11 protein-coding genes are annotated in these 16,415 nt (G+C 63.7%); 8 read left to right on the top strand and 3 right to left on the bottom strand.

The annotated features are described in order from the left end of the window. Positions 1–61: 61 nt before the first annotated feature. The 3 genes from der (at position 62) to AC5QPF_RS26780 (ending at position 3,615) form a co-directional block, all read left to right on the top strand. On the top strand, positions 62–1,528 hold the full coding sequence (gene der, locus AC5QPF_RS26790) for a ribosome biogenesis GTPase Der (RefSeq protein ID WP_494960662.1): 1,467 nt from the start codon (positions 62–64) through the stop codon (positions 1,526–1,528). A gap of 159 nt (positions 1,529–1,687) precedes the next feature. Further along, positions 1,688–2,836, top strand: coding sequence for a methionine aminotransferase (locus AC5QPF_RS26785; RefSeq protein ID WP_494960661.1), 1,149 nt, complete (start codon positions 1,688–1,690; stop codon positions 2,834–2,836). Next, entirely contained in the window at positions 2,824–3,615 is a 792-nt protein-coding gene (locus tag AC5QPF_RS26780) for an amidohydrolase (RefSeq protein WP_494960660.1), read from the top strand. The genes AC5QPF_RS26785 and AC5QPF_RS26780 overlap by 13 nt, the downstream gene beginning before the upstream one ends. Before the next feature lie 102 nt (positions 3,616–3,717). Here AC5QPF_RS26780 and AC5QPF_RS26775 read toward each other — a convergent pair whose 3' ends face one another. Both AC5QPF_RS26775 and AC5QPF_RS26770 read right to left on the bottom strand, forming a co-directional pair. Next, positions 3,718–6,276 (bottom strand): PepSY domain-containing protein, encoded by a 2,559-nt coding sequence (locus AC5QPF_RS26775; protein WP_494960659.1) that lies wholly within the window; start codon positions 6,274–6,276, stop codon positions 3,718–3,720. Positions 6,277–6,381: 105 nt separating this feature from the next. Beyond that, on the bottom strand, positions 6,382–8,736 hold the full coding sequence (locus AC5QPF_RS26770; protein ID WP_494960658.1) for a TonB-dependent siderophore receptor: 2,355 nt from the start codon (positions 8,734–8,736) through the stop codon (positions 6,382–6,384). A 210-nt stretch (positions 8,737–8,946) separates the two neighbouring features. On the opposite strand from AC5QPF_RS26770, the gene AC5QPF_RS26765 reads away from it, so the two are divergent. Both AC5QPF_RS26765 and AC5QPF_RS26760 read left to right on the top strand, forming a co-directional pair. After that, a complete protein-coding gene (locus AC5QPF_RS26765) occupies positions 8,947–9,627 on the top strand; it encodes a Fe2+-dependent dioxygenase (protein ID WP_494960657.1) in 681 nt (226 codons plus the stop codon). 3 nt (positions 9,628–9,630) lie between these two features. Then, positions 9,631–10,380: a tetratricopeptide repeat protein gene (locus AC5QPF_RS26760; RefSeq protein ID WP_494960656.1), complete on the top strand. Its 750-nt coding sequence runs from the start codon at positions 9,631–9,633 to the stop codon at positions 10,378–10,380. A 154-nt stretch (positions 10,381–10,534) separates the two neighbouring features. Here AC5QPF_RS26760 and AC5QPF_RS26755 read toward each other — a convergent pair whose 3' ends face one another. Further along, entirely contained in the window at positions 10,535–11,698 is a 1,164-nt protein-coding gene (locus tag AC5QPF_RS26755; protein ID WP_494960655.1) for a type III PLP-dependent enzyme, read from the bottom strand. A gap of 652 nt (positions 11,699–12,350) precedes the next feature. Here AC5QPF_RS26755 and AC5QPF_RS26750 point away from each other — a divergent pair. The 3 genes from AC5QPF_RS26750 to AC5QPF_RS26740 all read left to right on the top strand — a co-directional run bounded on the left by AC5QPF_RS26750 (position 12,351) and on the right by AC5QPF_RS26740 (position 16,384). After that, complete coding sequence (locus AC5QPF_RS26750; protein WP_494960654.1) at positions 12,351–12,839, top strand: sigma-70 family RNA polymerase sigma factor; 489 nt, start codon at positions 12,351–12,353, stop codon at positions 12,837–12,839. A gap of 17 nt (positions 12,840–12,856) precedes the next feature. Then, the gene (locus tag AC5QPF_RS26745; RefSeq protein ID WP_494960653.1) at positions 12,857–13,828 is read left to right on the top strand and encodes a FecR domain-containing protein; all 972 of its coding nucleotides are present in this window, start codon (positions 12,857–12,859) and stop codon (positions 13,826–13,828) included. Positions 13,829–13,936: 108 nt separating this feature from the next. After that, on the top strand, positions 13,937–16,384 hold the full coding sequence (locus AC5QPF_RS26740; protein WP_494960652.1) for a TonB-dependent siderophore receptor: 2,448 nt from the start codon (positions 13,937–13,939) through the stop codon (positions 16,382–16,384). Positions 16,385–16,415: the final 31 nt, after the last annotated feature.

Below are 16,415 nucleotides of genomic sequence, written 5' to 3'. Positions count from 1 at the left end.
CTTCGGCCGCTGCCTCGCAGCGGCCTTTGTATTTTCTGAATTTACGCAAATGGAGAGCCGCATGGTTCCCGTAATCGCCCTGGTGGGTCGCCCGAACGTCGGCAAGTCCACCATGTTCAACCGCCTGACCAAGACCCGCGACGCCATCGTCGGCGATCTCTCGGGCCTGACCCGTGACCGCCAGTACGGCGAAGCGCGCTGGCAGGGCCGTTCCTACATCCTCATCGACACCGGCGGTATCACCGGTGACGAGGCGGGCATGGACGAGAAAATGGCCGAGCAGTCGCTGATGGCCATCGAGGAAGCCGACTACGTGCTGTTCCTGGTGGACGCCCGTGCCGGTCTGACCGCTGCCGATCAGATGATCGCCGAGCACCTGCGCAAGCGGAATAAACAGTCGTTCCTGGTGGCGAACAAGGTCGACAACATCGATCCGGACACCGCCCGCGCCGAATTCGCCCCGATGGGCATGGGCAACGCCATCCCGGTGGCCGGCTCCCAGGGCCGTGGCATCAACGCGATGATGGAAATCGTCCTCGGTGACGTGCCGCGCGACGCCGAAGAAGAGTCCCTTGACGAGAACGTCGCCGAAGGCGAGGAAGCCACCCGCATTCCTGGTCCGAGCGAGAAAGATGGGATCAAGATCGCCATCATCGGCCGCCCGAACGTTGGCAAGTCGACCCTGGTCAACCGCATGCTTGGCGAAGAGCGCGTGGTGGTCTACGACGAGCCCGGCACCACCCGTGACAGTATCTACATCCCGTTCGAGCGTAACGACGAGAAGTACACCCTGATCGACACCGCCGGGGTGCGCAAACGCGGCAAGATCCACGAGGAAGTCGAGAAGTTCTCCGTGGTGAAGACCCTGCAGGCGATCAAGGACGCCAACGTGGTGATCTTCGTCATGGATGCCCGCGAAGGCGTGGTCGACCATGATCTCAACCTGCTGGGCTTCGCCCTCGAGGCCGGTCGTGCCATCGTCATCGCCCTGAACAAGTGGGACGGCATGCAACCGGGCGAGCGCGACTACGTGAAGACCGAGCTCGAGCGCCGGCTGTTCTTCGTCGACTTCGCCGACATCCACTTCATCTCGGCCCTGCACGGCACCGGCGTCGGCAACCTGTACCAGTCGGTGCAGAACTCGTTCAAGTCGGCGGTTACCCGCTGGCCGACCAGCCGCCTGACCCAGATTCTCGAAGACGCGGTGAGCGAGCACCAGCCGCCGATGGTCAACGGCCGTCGCATCAAGTTGCGTTATGCCCACCTGGGTGGCGCCAACCCGCCGATCATCGTGATCCACGGCAACCAGGTGGAGAAGGTCCCGCGCTCGTACTCGCGTTACCTGGAAAACACCTACCGCCGCGTGCTGAAGCTGGTCGGCACGCCGATCCGCATCGAGTACAAGGGCAGCGACAACCCGTTCGAGGGCAACAAGAACACCCTCACCGACCGCCAGGTCAACAAGAAGCGCCGGCTGATGTCGCACCACAAGAAAGCCGAGAAGAAGCGCAAGGACAAGCGCAAGTAAGCACGTGGCGGCGCAGGGTCGAATCCTGCGCCGCCGCACTTCTTGATCCCGGTCAGCGCCCCCCGCTGGCCGTGTGTTACAACCTTTTTCCCGATCCGTCGATCCGCTATGCTCGGTGGTCTACCGCCCTTGGGCCGGGTCCGCAGGAAAGAGGGTTTCATGATCAGCAGCAAGCTGCCGAATGTCGGCACGACCATCTTCACCACCATGTCTCAGCTCGCCGTGCAGACCGGCGCGTTGAACCTGTCCCAGGGGTTTCCCGACTTCAATGGCCCGCAGGCCCTGCTCGATGCGGTAGGACGGCATGTCAGTGCAGGGCACAACCAGTATTCGCCGATGACCGGCTTGCCAGCGTTGCGCCAGCAGGTAGCGGCGAAGATTGCCCGGCACTATGGCGTCAGCGTCGATGCCGACAGCGAAGTGACCATCGTCCCAGGGGCGACCGAAGGTATCTTCTGTGCGATCCAGGCGGTGATCCGCGCCGGTGACGAAGTGATCGTCTTCGACCCTAGCTACGACAGCTACGAGCCGTCCGTGGAGCTGGCCGGTGGCCGCTGCGTGCATGTGCAACTGGATCCGGTGGACTTCAGCATCGACTGGCAGAAATTCAGCGATGCCCTGAGCGCGAAGACGCGCATGGTCATCATCAACTCGCCGCACAACCCCAGCGGCGCGCTGATCACCCGCGCCGACCTGGACCAACTGGCGGCCCTGATCGCCGACCGCGATATCTACCTGATCAGCGACGAGGTCTACGAGCACCTGGTGTTCGACGGCGTTGCCCATGCCAGCGTGCTCAGCCATGAGGCCTTGTATCAGCGCGCCTTCGTAGTCAGCTCGTTCGGCAAGACCTACCACGTCACCGGCTGGAAGACCGGCTACGTGATCGCGCCGCCGGCCCTCAGTGCGGAAATGCGCAAGATTCACCAGTACGTCAATTTCTGCGGCGTGACCCCGCTGCAATGGGCGCTGGCCGATTTCATGGCCGAGCATCCCGAACACATCGACGAACTGCCAGGGTTCTACCAGGCCAAGCGCGACCTGTTCTGCGACCTGCTGGCGCCGTCGCGCTTCAGCTTCCGCCGGTCGCCCGGCACCTATTTCCAGTTGGTGGACTACTCGGCGATCCGCCCCGACCTGAACGATGTCGACATGGCCCTGTGGCTGACCCGCGAACACGGCGTGGCGACCATCCCGGTGTCGGTGTTCTACCAGCAACCCATTCCTGAACAGCGCCTGGTGCGCCTGTGTTTTGCAAAACGCGAGGAGACGCTGCGCGAGGCAGCGGAGAAACTATGCGCGATCTGAGCAGCCTGCCTGATTTGAAAGTTGCCCTGGTCCAGACCAGCCTGATCTGGCAGGACCGCCAGGCCAACTACGAGCATTTTGAAACCCTGCTGGACCAGGCCCGCGGTGCTGACCTGGTGATCCTGCCAGAGATGTTCACCACCGGTTTTTCCATGGAATCCGAGCGCCTGGCCGAGCCGGAGAACGGGCCGACCTATGCCTGGCTCAAGGCCCAGGCGGCGCGGATCGACGCGGTGATCACCGGCAGCGTGATCATCCAGGCCGCCGATGGCAGCCATCGCAACCGCCTGCTGTGGGCGCGACCGGATGGCGAGATCCTGCACTACGACAAGCGCCACCTGTTCCGCATGGCCGGCGAGCACAAGCACTACACCCCGGGCGAGCGCCAGGTGCAGTTCGAGCTCAAGGGGTGGCGGGTGCGGCCGCTGATCTGCTACGACCTGCGTTTCCCGGTGTGGAGCCGTGATGCCCAGGACACCGACCTGCTGCTGTATACCGCCAACTGGCCGGCGGCGCGGCGTCTGCACTGGAACCGGTTGCTGCCGGCGCGGGGGATCGAGAACCTGTGCTATGTGGCGGCGGTGAACCGGGTGGGCACCGATGGCAAGGGCTTTGCCTATAGCGGCGACAGCCAGGTGCTGGATTTCCAGGGTGAAAGCCTGCTGAGCGCGGGGGAAGCGGACGGGGTGTTTACCGTGGAACTGAGTGCGGCGGACCTGGCGGCCTACCGCACGAAGTTTCCGGCAAACCTGGATGCCGACAGTTTCGAACTGCATTGATGGCTTGAGGGCCTCTCGCGGGCAACGCCCGCTCCCACAAGTTTCGCGGCACACGCGGTCCTTGTGGGAGCGGGCGTTGCCCGCGATGAGGCCCTCAAGACCTCAATAGACATCGCGCCGATAACGCCCTTCCTCGATCAGCGCCTCGACCCTGCTACTGCCCAGCAACTCGTTGAGCGCAGCATCCACACCCCCCGCCATGCCTTGCAAACTCCCGCAGACATAGATCGCAGCGCCTTGGTCCAGCCAGTGCTGCAACTTGCCCGACTGCTCGCGCAGCAGGTCCTGCACATACACCTTCTCCGCCTGGTCCCGCGAGAACGCCAGGTCCAGCCGTGCCAGATCACGGCTTGCCAGCCAGCCCTGCAATTCATCCCCGCAAAGAAAGTCCTGCGCGCGATTACGTTCGCCGAACAGTAGCCAGTTGCGCTCCTCGCCACTGGCGATGCGCGCCTTGAGCAAGCTACGCAGGCCCGCCAGCCCGGTACCGTTACCGATCAGGATCATCGGCGCCGGTTCCGCCGGCAGGTGGAAGCCGCTGTTGCGGCGCAGGCGCAGGCTCACCGTGCCGCCCAGCGCCATATGCTCGGTCAGCCACCCCGACGCCAGACCCAGCGACCCGTCCGGGTGCCGTTCCTGGCGCACGATCAGTTCCAGTACGCCATCGGCAGCGATGGATGCGATGGAGTACTCACGGGCATCCAGCGGAATCAGGGCATCCACCAGCGCCTGGGCATGCAGCCCCACCAGATGCTCGCGACCGACCGGCAATTGCCGGCTGGCCAGGGCCACGGACAGCGGCTCGCGCAAGCCGTCCACCTGGACCACGGCATCGGCATCCAGGCCGAGGCCGGCGAGGAACTGCTCGATACGCCGGGGCGCCTGGCGTGGCAGGATCTCTACCAGGTCGCCGGCATCCCATTGCACCGCTGACGGTGGATTCAGGCCGAGCAGGAACACCGGAAGGCCCTGGCTGCCCGGGTTGAGCAGTTCGCGACGGTTCAAGGTCCAGGACTCATAGCTCGGTGCCTGCCAGGCGGGCACATGGACACTGCCGCTCAACTCGGCCAGTTGTTGCTGCCAGCGTTGCAGGGCTGCCGGGTCGGCACTGTCCACTTCTACCGGGGCGAAACGGGCCTGGGCGCCGCGTTCGCCGAGCCAGGCGTGCAGGCGCCGGGCGAAGCCGCAGAAGTGCGGGTACTGGCGGTCGCCGAGCGCCAGCAACGAGTAGTTCAGGCCTTCCAGCGACCATGGCTGGCCCAGCACCTTGCGCTCGAAACCGCGGGCACTGTCCGGTGCTTCGCCATCGCCGAAGGTACTGACCACGAACAGCGCACGCTGGCTCTGACGCAGGTCGTCTTCGCTCAGGCTCGCCAGCGATTGCACGCGCACCGGCAGGCCAGCGGCCTGCAGTTGCCCGGCGCTTTGCCAGGCCAGTTGCTCGGCGAAACCGCTCTGGCTGGCGAAGCCCACCAACCAGCTGTCCTTCTGTTCGCCACCCGAAGTCAGGCTGCTACGCGCGGCACGGACCTGGCGCTTCTTGCGTCGACGATCGAGATACAGCAACCAGCCGGTGACGAAGAACAGCGGCATGGTCAGGCTGGCGATGGACACGATGATCCGTCCCGGCAGGCCGAAATAGCTGCCCACGTGCAGGGCGTAGACGCTGGCCAGCAACTGCGCCTTGAACGACTTGTCGGTGTACACCTCGATCCGCTTGACCTTGCCGGTGGCCGGGTCGAGGGTCAGGGTGTTGAAGGCGCGCTCGTGGGCGGCGTCGTCCAGCAGGTAGAAGAGCATCGCCGGCTGACCGCCCGCCGGTGGCAGGCGCAGGTTGTAGGCGGCCAGGCCGGGGCCGGCGGCCTGTTGCAGGCTGGCCCAGATGGCGTCGTAGTCGACCACCAGTGCCGGGGCGTTGGCATCGGGCTTGGGCGGGCCACCATGGCCGCGACGTCCTTCGCCGCGCTTCTGTTCCTGGCCGGCCGGCGGCTTGTCCGCCAGCAGCTTGTTCAGGCCTTCGCGGTACCACTCGTAGGACCAGAACAGCCCGGTGAGGGCGAACAGCAGATAGAACAACAGGCACCAGGTACCGAACACGGCGTGCAGGTCCCAGTTGAACGCACGGCCCTTCTTGGCCCAGTCGAGGGTCAGCCAGACCCGCCAGTTCAGCGCCTGGCGCGGCCAGCGCAGGTACAGGCCGGAGAGGCAGAAGAACACCAGGATCAGGGTGCAGGCGCCGGTGATCTGCCGGCCGGTATCGCCGATGGCGAGGAAGCGGTGCAGGTTGAGCATCAGGTTGAAGAAGTCCAGGCCGACCACGTCGCCCTGGAACGCACCGGTGTACGGGTCGACATAGCGCAGTTGGCCACGGCGCTCGCCCGGCGGCGGGGTGAAGAACACCCGCGCTGCGGCATCGCTGTGGGTCTCGATCCAGAGCATGGCGACCTTCTTGCCCTCGGTGGCCTCGACGCGGCGCACCAGCTCGGCCGGGGCGAGGACGCCGCCGTCCTGTACCTGGACCTTGAGCACCTGCGGGTTCATGGCCCGGAGGATCTCGTCCTGGAAGGAATAGGCCGCCCCGGTGATGCCCATCAGCGCCAGCACCAGGCCGGCCGTGATGCCGAAGAACCAGTGCAGTTGGAACAACGTCTTTTTCAGCACAGCGACCACCTGATATTTCTGGGAATGCGAATTACTCGCGCATTATGCCTTGATACACAAAAGCCCCGCTCATCTGAATGAGCGGGGCTTGACCGGAAGCGACCCTTAGAAGTGGAAGCTGGTGGTCAGCAGGGTGGTACGACCCGCCGCCTGGTTGGCGAAGTGGGTGCTGTACGCCTTGTCGTAGTAGACCTCGTTGGTCAGGTTCTGCACGTTGAGCTGCAAGTCGACGTTCTTGCTCAGCTTGTAGGCGGCCATGGCGTCGTAGCGCACGTAGCTGTCGACCATGGTGGTGTTGGCCACGCTGCCGTAGACCTCGTCGGTGTAGAAGGCGCCGCCGCCGATGGTCAGCTTCGGCGTGACCTGGTAGGTGGTCCACAGGCTGGCTGCGTTGTTCGGCAGGTTAGGCAACTGGTTGCCATCGTAGGCCTTGTTCACGGCACCGCCGTCGATCTGGCGACCTTCCAGGTAGGTGTAGCCGGCGAAGACCTGCCACTTGTCGGTGATCTTGCCGCTGGCCGACAGCTCGATGCCGTCGACGCGGGTGGTACCGACGTTCTCGTAGGTGGTGGCATCGACCTGGACGCGGGCGTTGTCCTTCTCGGTGCGGAAGATCGCGCCGGTCAGGGACAGGCGGTTGTCCAGCAGGTCCCACTTGGTACCGATCTCGTAGTTGGTGGTTTCTTCCGGCTCCATGTCGCTGCCCAGCAGGTTGCCGCTGCGATCGGTGCTGTTAGGCAGCAGGTTGCCTTCCTGGCCTTCGCCGAGCATGGCGCCCGGCGGTGTCGCGGAGGTGGCGTAGGAGACATAGATGCTGCCGTTGTCTGCCGGTTTCCACACCAGGCCCAGTTGGCCGGTGACGAACTCGCTGGTGTCCTCGCCTTCGGCACGCACGCCTTTGGTGCTGACGCTGGTGGCACCGTTGGCGGTGTAGGTACGGTACTCGGTTTCGAAGTGGTCGTAGCGCAGGCCCATGTTGACCAGCCACTGCGGGGTCAGCTCCAGGGTGTCGAACACGTAGATCGCGCGGGTCTTGCTCTTGGTGGTGGTACCGGCGTAGTTGCGCGAGATCGCACCGTTCCACGGATCGTCCGGGTTCGGGTTGCTCAGCGAGGTGCAGTTGTAGCCGCTGGACGCAATGGTGCCCACGGTGCAGTTGGTGCTGGACGGGGTGGCTGTGGTGATTGGCGTCAGCGGCGTGGTGTCGGTGTTGACGTTGTAGGCCGAACGCTTGCTCTCTTCGCGGCTCAGCTCGATACCGGTGGAGAAGCTGTTCTTGAAGCCGGCGATGTAGAAGTCGCCGAACAGGTCGGTCTGGTTGGTGGTGGTGGCGGTGTTGCCCACCCGGGTGTTGGCCCGGCGCCACACGCTGCCGTTGTTGACGTTGCGCTGGCTGTCGTCCGGCTGGGTGAGGATGTAGTCCTGCATCGAGTTGCCGTGGCGCAGGGTGTTCTTGATGGTCAGTGCGTCGCTCAGGTCGTGCTCGATGGCGATGGTGGCGATGTCGGTGCGCGCCTTGCGGAAATCGCGGTTGGTCAGGCCATAGAAGTTGCTGCTGTCGCCACCGTCGATCGGCTTGCTCGGGTGTGCCGATGTGCGCGCGGTGCTGCCGGCGGCCGGGATCGAGTAGGGAATGCCGGAATCCGGCAGGTCATCGCTTTCGACGTGGTACCAGTCGAGGTTGACGCGGGTGTCGGTGCCCAGGCCAAAGGCCAGCGACGGCGCGATGCCCCAGCGATCGTAGTTGACCTTGTCGCGGCCAGCGACGTTGCTTTCGTGGCTCATCAGGTTCAGGCGGCCGGCGACGGTGTCGCTGAACTGGTAGTTGCCATCGAAGGTGTAGCGCTGGGTCTGGTCGGAGCCCCAGGTGAAGCCGCCATCGAGGGAGTTGCCCAGGTGCGCCTTCTTGCTCACCAGGTTGATGCTGCCACCGGCCGCGCCACGGCCGCCGATCGCGGAGTTCGGGCCCTTGCTGACTTCGATGGATTCCACGGCGAAGATTTCGCGGGTCTGTGCACCGGTGTCGCGCACGCCGTCGATATAGGTATCGCTCTGCGAGTCGAAGCCGCGGATGAATGGCCGGTCACCTTGCGGGTTACCGCCTTCACCGGCACCGAAGGTGATGCCCGGCACGGTGCGCAGGGCGTCCTGCAGGGTCAGGGCATTGGTGTCCTTGAGGACCTGTTGCGGAATCACGGTCACCGAACGCGGCGTGTCCACCAGCGGCGCGGTGTACTTCTGCGAGGAAGCGCGTTCCACCTTGTAGTCGGTGCTGGCCTGCTCGGCCTGGCCGGTGATGCTGGTGGCATCGAGGGCGATCGAACCATCCTTCTTGCTGGCAGCGACGGGCTCGTCGGCGTAAGCCATGTGTGCGGCGGACGTTGCGGTGATGGCGACACCGATGGCGGATGCGAGCAAGCGTGGTGAACTGACAGTGGCTGGTACGAATTGACGCGACATCAGGTGGACCCCCTCCCAAGGTTTCGAGGGGGCGGAATATAAGAGCAAGTGATAGACACTCACAATTGAGAAGAACTGGCATTTACATTCTTTACATCTTTTTCACGAATTTTTGCCAAGGATCAACGTCCACCCCTCGGACGGGGCTTGTGGCTGGCAGATAGGAATCAATACCATTGGCATCCTTTTCTGCTCAGGTGCCAGACCGCCATGCTTTTACACATTCCCGGGCTGTTCAATCGCGAGGAAGTGCTGCGTATCCGCGAGGCGCTGGAGCAGACCGACTGGGCTGACGGCAAGATCACGGCCGGCTACCAGTCGGCCAAGGCCAAGCACAACCTGCAACTGCCCGAGGGACATCCGCTGGCCAAGGAAATCGGCACGGCGATGATCGAGCGTCTGTGGAACACCCCGCGCTTCATGTCCGCGGCGCTGCCGCACAAGGTGTTTCCGCCGCTGATCAACTGCTATCGCGAGGGTGGCAACTTCGGTTTCCACATCGACAACGCGGTACGTCAGCCGCGCGGCAGTGTGGAGCGGGTGCGTACCGACCTGTCCTCGACCCTGTTCTTCAGCGACCCCGAGGATTACGACGGTGGCGAACTGGAGATCCAGGACACCTACGGCCTGCAGCGGGTCAAGCTGGCGGCGGGGGACATGGTCCTGTACCCGGGTACCAGCCTGCACCGGGTCAACCCGGTGACCCGTGGCGCCCGTTACGCGGCGTTCTTCTGGACCCAGAGCCTGGTCCGCGAGGACAGCCAGCGGGCGATGCTGTTCGAGATGGACAGTGCGATCCAGCAACTCACCGCCGATGTGCCGGAGCATCCGGCGCTGCTGCAACTCACCGGCACTTACCACAACCTGCTGCGGCGCTGGGTCGAGGTCTGAGGCATGGCGTTCCAGTTGCGGCGTGAGGAAATGGTCGGCAGCGACCAGTTCGGCGAGATGTTCGAAGAGAGCCCGGCCAAGGCCGCCCAGGCCTTGTTGATGGCGGCGGGGCAGAACGTGGTGGAGGCGCAGGCGCTGCTTGGGCAGATCCTCCTGGACGGACGCGGGATCGAAAAGGATCCGGCCCTGGCCCGGCGCTGGTTCGGCATTGCCGCCAATGGCGGCAGCCTGATGGCGCACAATATGCTCGGGCGTTGTCTCGAACATGGCTGGGGCGGGGAGGCGGATGCGGCGCAGGCTGCGTTGCATTACCGGCATGCGGCCAACGGCGGGCTGGACTGGGGCATCTATAATCTCGCCAACCTGCTGGCGACCGGGCGGGGAGTGGCGCTGGATCATCAATTGGCGCTGGCCTGTTATCGGCGCGCGGCGCAGATGGGGCATGCCAAGTCGATGAACTTGCTGGGTCGCTATCTGGAAGAGGGCCTGCATTGCCAGGCGGACCTGCCAAGGGCGCGGGAGTGGTACCGGCGCTCGGCCGAGGGCGGGGATTTCCGCGGGCAGTTCAGCCATGCGGCGATGCTGGCGGGGCAGGGGCAGCTTGAGGAAGCGCTGGTGTGGTTGCAGCGGGCGCTGGAGGGCGGGAATGCGAATTTCCTGCGGGTGGCCGGGCCGGCATTGGAGCAGGCGCCTCAAGCCGAGGTGCGGGCGATGGCGGGGGCTTATCGGGCTCGTTTGGCTGAGCTGGGGTAGTGGCCTTGGGGGCCCTATCGCGGGTAAACCCGCTCCCACAGGGATAGCGGTGAACTCAAGATTTGTGCAGACCTTGTGGGAGCGGGTTCACCCGCGATGAGGTCCTCAAGCGCACAAAGAAAAAGGGGCTGATCTCTCAGCCCCTTTTCTTCATTTACAGATAGTAAGCCTTCAGCGGCGGGAAACCGTTGAATTCGACTGCACTGTAGCTGGTGGTGTAGGCACCGGTGGACAGCCAGTACAGGCGGTCGCCGATCGCCAGGTTCAGCGGCAGGCCGTACTTGTAGTTCTCGTACATGATGTCGGCGCTGTCGCAGGTCGGGCCGGCGATGACCACTTCTTCGGCCTCGCCTTTCTTCTCGGTCCAGATCGGGAACTTGATGGCTTCGTCCATGGTTTCGATCAGGCCGGAGAACTTGCCCACGTCGGTGTAGATCCAGCGCTCGACGGCGGTACGGGATTTACGCGCCACCAGCACCACTTCACTGACCAGGATACCGGCGTTGGCGATCAGCGAACGGCCCGGCTCGAGGATGATTTCCGGCAGGTCGTCACCGAAGTCTTCCTTCAGGAAGCGGATGATTTCCTCGGCGTAGGTTTCCAGGCTGTTGGTACGGGTGATGTAGTTGGCCGGGAAGCCGCCACCCATGTTGATCAGCTTCAACTCGATGCCGTCTTCTTCTTTCAGGCGCTCGAAGATCACCTTGACCTTGGCGATGGCGGCATCCCACACCGAGATGTCACGCTGCTGCGAGCCGACGTGGAAGGAGATGCCGTAAGGCACCAGGCCCAGGTCGCGGGCGAGGATCAGCAGGTCCATGGCCATGTCGGTCTGGCAGCCGAACTTGCGCGACAGCGGCCAGTCGGCAGTGGTGGAGCCTTCGGTCAGGATGCGCACGTAGACTTTCGAACCCGGGGCGGCCTTGGCGATGTTGCGCAGGTCGGCTTCGGAGTCGGTGGCGTACAGGCGCACGCCCTTCTCGTAGAAGTAGCGGATGTCCTTGGACTTTTTGATGGTGTTGCCGTAGCTGATGCGCTCCGGGCCGACGCCACGGCTCAGGACCTTGTCCAGCTCATAGATGGAGGCGATGTCGAAGCTCGAACCCTTTTCCTTCAGCAGGTCGATGATCTCGACCGCCGGGTTGGCCTTGACCGCGTAGTAGACCTTGGCGAATTCGAAGCCGGCGCGCAGGTCGTCGTAGGCCTGGCTGATCATCTGGGTGTCGATGAGTACGAACGGGGTTTCTTGCTTGTCGGCGAACGCCTTCATTTTCTGGAAGGTTTCGCGCGCGAAGTAGTCTTCGACCTGAATCGACATACGATGGGACTCCATGGGCAAACTGAATGAATAAGTGGCTGCAACTGAACGCCCTCCGTATCCCCACTTTGGTTCGCCTACTTCCCAAGGCATGTCGCCGAAAGCAAAAAGGTCAACCGCGCGCGATAACTTGCTCCACGGGTGACCTTGCTGTCTCGTCGTCAGTACTTGAGCCGGATGGATCGTTTCCAGCATGGACGTTCGGCGCGAACTTTAGGACCTGAGGGGTTCAAGATCAACTAAAAATGTCGCGTTTTCGTACTCCTCGGCAGCCTGTTGTCGACGTGTTTCCTTGATAACCGACTCAGGTGACAGCCATATGTTCCTTCGAATCGCCCGAGCGTAAAGAATTGTGGAATAGCTGGCGATTTGCCGAAGTTTGCCGAACTTGTCCCACAACTGATTCATTCGCCGAGTTTCGCCACGAAATGACTTTCATTGATTAAAAACGACCGTCTGTCGTGCAGCCGGAAGTTGCAGGTCAGTGGCCATGACTGTTCATATTTATGGCCACCCTTGGCGTGGGTGTTTTGCGCGGAAAAATTTTTGCCGCCAGCCTTCGATCGGACGAGATGACGCCGCATTTGCCGCTCTTAATAAGAAACATTACTATTCGCGCACCTTCCCACCGCCTGACGATGACCTTCGCACCGTGTCTCGACCCAAAGGCTTCCTCGACCACTACCACGAGCTGATCGGCACCTGGACGCGCAAGCTGCGCAATCGCCAGCAGGCCGAGGATCTCGCACACGATGCGTTCGTGCGGGTGTTGGAAAGCGGGCAGGACGAGGTCGAGCAGCCGCGTGCCTACCTGCACCAGACCGCGCGCAATATCGCCGTCGATGGCTATCGCCGCGAAGACCGGCGCCAGTCCCTGGAACAACAGGCCCTCGACCTCAGCCCGTCGGTCGATGACGACCCGGAGGCGTACATGAGTGCGCTGCAACTGGCGGACCGCATCGAGCGCGCCCTGGCCGAGCTGCCGCTGAACTGCCGCAAGGTGTTCGTCTGGCAGAAGCTGGAGGGGCTGACCCAGGCGGAGATCGCTGAGCGCATGGGATTGACCAAGAACATGGTCGAAAAGTATATGATCCGCACGCTCCGTCATCTGCGCGAGCACCTGGATGTGTCGACGAGATGAGTCAGGCGAATGTATTCATGAATCAGGGCGCAAGTCCCGGGCCGCACCAGGCCGTGCGCGAGCAGGCGGCCGAATGGTTCGCCCGCGTCCAGGATGCGCCGCTGTCGGCCGAACAGCAGGCGGGTTTCGAGGCCTGGCTGGTCGCCGATCCCCTTCACCGCGACGAGTATGAGCTGCTGGCCAGCCTGTGGCGGGCCAGCGACCTGTTGCCCCGTGAGCGTCTGCAACGGTTGTGCGTCGAGGACCCGGTTCATCAATTGCCGCGCCGTCGATTCCTCAAGCAGGCACTTGCCGCCAGCGTGGTCGCCGCGGCAGTGGGCCTTGGCTGGTTCGGCTGGCATCAACATCGCTTTAATTATTCCGCACAGTTCGAAACCGCCTTGGGCGAGCGCCGTCAGGTCGAGTTGCCCGACGGTTCGCACCTGGAGATCAACGGCCGCACCCGCTTCGATGTGCGCTTCAGCGCCGGCCAGCGGGATATCCACCTGCAGCAGGGCGAAGTGATGTTCAGCGTCGCCCATGACGCCAGCCGGCCTTTCGTTGTGGATGCCGGTAATGGCACGGTCACCGTTACCGGAACCCGTTTCGATGTACGCCGCGATCCCGCGCAGACCCGCGTCGCGGTGGAGCAGGGCTCGGTACGGGTGCAGGGCCAGGGAGATTCGAAAGCCTTGCTCAGCGCCGGCCTCGGTTCCCATATCGATGCCCGTGGCGCCGTCGCCGCGCCCTATGCGGTGGACGCCGCCGCGCTCACCGCCTGGCGCTCCGGCAAGCTGGTGTTCAACGACGCCTCGCTGGCGCAGGTGGCCGAAGAAGTTTCGCGCTACCGCCAGCAGCCGCTGAAAGTGGCGCCAAAAGTTGCCGCGCTGCGCCTCAGCAGCACCTTCCGTGTCGACGACACGGACGCTCTGCTACGGGCCTTGCCAAGCATCCTGCCGGTCACTGTAGTCGCTCGTGCCGATGGCTCTCACGAAATAATCGCGAAATAGATTCAGGTATTTTCCGAGTTGTTCGTCTTCCTGCCCGACCTGTAATTGCCACGCATTTTCATTCGCAGGCAGTTGATCCCGATCCGCCCCTCAGGACCTCTCGAAGACGTGAACAACAACAAGCGTTCCCCGCGTTCCGCCAGCCCCTCGCGCTGGCTGCCCCTGGCGCTGGCCCTGGCGGTCAGTGCCGGCATCGGCAACAGCTACGCCGACTCGACCTCGACCCACATCCAGATCCAGGCTCAGTCGCTGGCCACGGCGCTGAACCAGCTGGGTCAGCAGACCTCGTTGCAGCTGTTCTTCAGCACGGACCTGGTGGCCGGCAAGCAGGCCCCGGCGGTGTCCGGCCAGCTGTCGCCGGAGCAGGCGCTGCAAGCCTTGCTGCAGGGCAGCGGGCTGACCTACGAGATCTCCCAGGGCACCGTGGTCCTGCGCTTGGCCCAGGCCGACAGCCAGGCTGCAAGCGGCACCCTGGAACTGGCGCCGACCTCGGTAAGCATGATTGGCGACTGGCTCGGCGACGCCCAGGAAAGCGTGGTGCAGAACCATGCCGGCGCACGCACCGTGGTGCGCCGCGAGGCCATGGTGGAGCAGGGCGCGATGAACGTGCGTGACGTGCTCAAGGGTATTCCCGGGGTGCAGGTGCAGGACTCCAACGGCACCGGCGGCAGCGACCTGTCGCTCAACGTCGGCGTGCGCGGCCTGACCTCGCGCCTGTCGCCACGCTCCACGGTGCTGATCGACGGCATCCCGGCGGCCTTCGCTCCCTATGGCCAGCCGCAGCTTTCCATGGCGCCGATCTCCTCCGGCAACCTCGACAGCATCGACGTGGTGCGCGGCGCCGGTTCCGTGCGCTACGGACCGCAGAACGTCGGCGGGGTGATCAACTTCGTCACCCGCGCCATTCCCAAGGAGGCCACCGGTGAAATCGGCACCACCCTGGAGACTTCCCGTCACGGCGGCTGGAAGCATATCGAGTCGGCCTTCATCGGCGGCACCGCCGACAACGGCCTCGGTGCGGCGCTGCTGTATTCCGGGGTCAATGGCAACGGCTACCGCAGCAGCAACAACGACAACGATATCGACGATGTGCTGCTCAAGACCCATTGGGACCTGACCGAGCAGGACGAGCTGTCGCTGAACTTCCACTACTACGACGGCAAGGCCGACATGCCCGGCGGCCTGACCCAGGCCCGGTTCGACGCCGACCCGTACCAGTCCGACCGCGACTACGACAACTTCAGCGGCCGGCGCAAGGACGTGTCGCTGAAGTACCTGCGGCAGATCGACGACCTCACTCAGTTCGAAGTGCAGACCTACTACACCGACAGCTTCCGCGGCAGCACCATCGCCGCCCGCGACCAGAAGACCCTCAGCTCGTACCCGCGCAGCTACCACACCTTCGCGATCGAGCCGCGGGTGTCGCGGATCTTCTTCACCGGTCCCGCGACCCAGGAAGTCAGCGTCGGCTATCGCTACCTGAAGGAAGCCATGCACGAGCAGGCCAGCCGCCTGGCGCTGGTCAACAATGTGCCGACCGTCACCCCGACCTCCGATGGCCACATCTATCAGGATCGCACTGGCGGCACCGAGGCCAGCGCCTACTACATCGACGACAAGATCGACATTGGCAACTGGACCATCACCCCGGGCGTGCGCTTCGAGCACATCAATACCGACTGGCACGAGCGGCCAGTGCTCGGTACCAATGGCGTGCGGGTCCAGGAGAAGAACCGCAGCGTGACCAGCAACGAGCCGCTGCCGGCGTTGAGCGTGATGTACCACCTGTCCGATGCCTGGAAGCTGTTCGCCAACTACGAGACCTCGTTCGGCAGCCTGCAGTACTTCCAGCTGGGGCAGGGTGGGATCGGTAATTCGACCGCCAACGGCCTGGAGGCGGAAAAGGCCAAGACCTACGAGATCGGTACCCGCTACAACGACGGTACCTGGGGTGGCGAGCTGACGGCGTTCTACATCGACTTCGATGATGAACTGCAGTACATCAGCAATGATGTCGGCTGGACCAACCTTGGCGCGACCAAGCACCAGGGGATCGAGGCGTCGGTGCACTACGATCTGTCGGGGCTGGACTCGCGCCTGGATGGCCTGAGTGCGAATGCCGGGTTCACCTACACCCGCGCGACTTATGAAGGCGACATTCCCGGCTTCAAGGGCCGCGACCTGCCGTTCTACTCGCGTCAGGTGGTCAATGCCGGTTTGCGTTACCAGGTGGATCGCTGGACCTGGAACCTGGACGCCTTCGCTCAATCCAAGCAGCGCGCGCCGGGTACCGGGATGAATGCCGATGGCAGCTTCACCGGCAACTACATCACCACGCCGAGTGCCGATGGGCAGTACGGCGACATTCCGGGCTACGTGACCTGGAGTGCCCGTGGCGGGTATGACTTCGGCAAGGAACTGTCGAACCTGAAGCTGGGGGCGGGGGTGAAGAACATCTTCGACAAGCAGTACTACACGCGGTCCAGCGACAACAACTCGGGGATCTACCTGGGTGAACCGCGGACCTTCTATGTGCAGGCCAGTGTAGGGTTCTGACCTTCAGGGCCCTATCGCTGGCTTGCCAGCG

The sequence above is a fragment of the Pseudomonas sp. Con_6 genome (assembly GCF_059379395.1).
The sequence above is the reverse complement of the archived record's forward strand: the minus strand, read 5'-3'. Positions and strand labels throughout refer to the sequence as shown.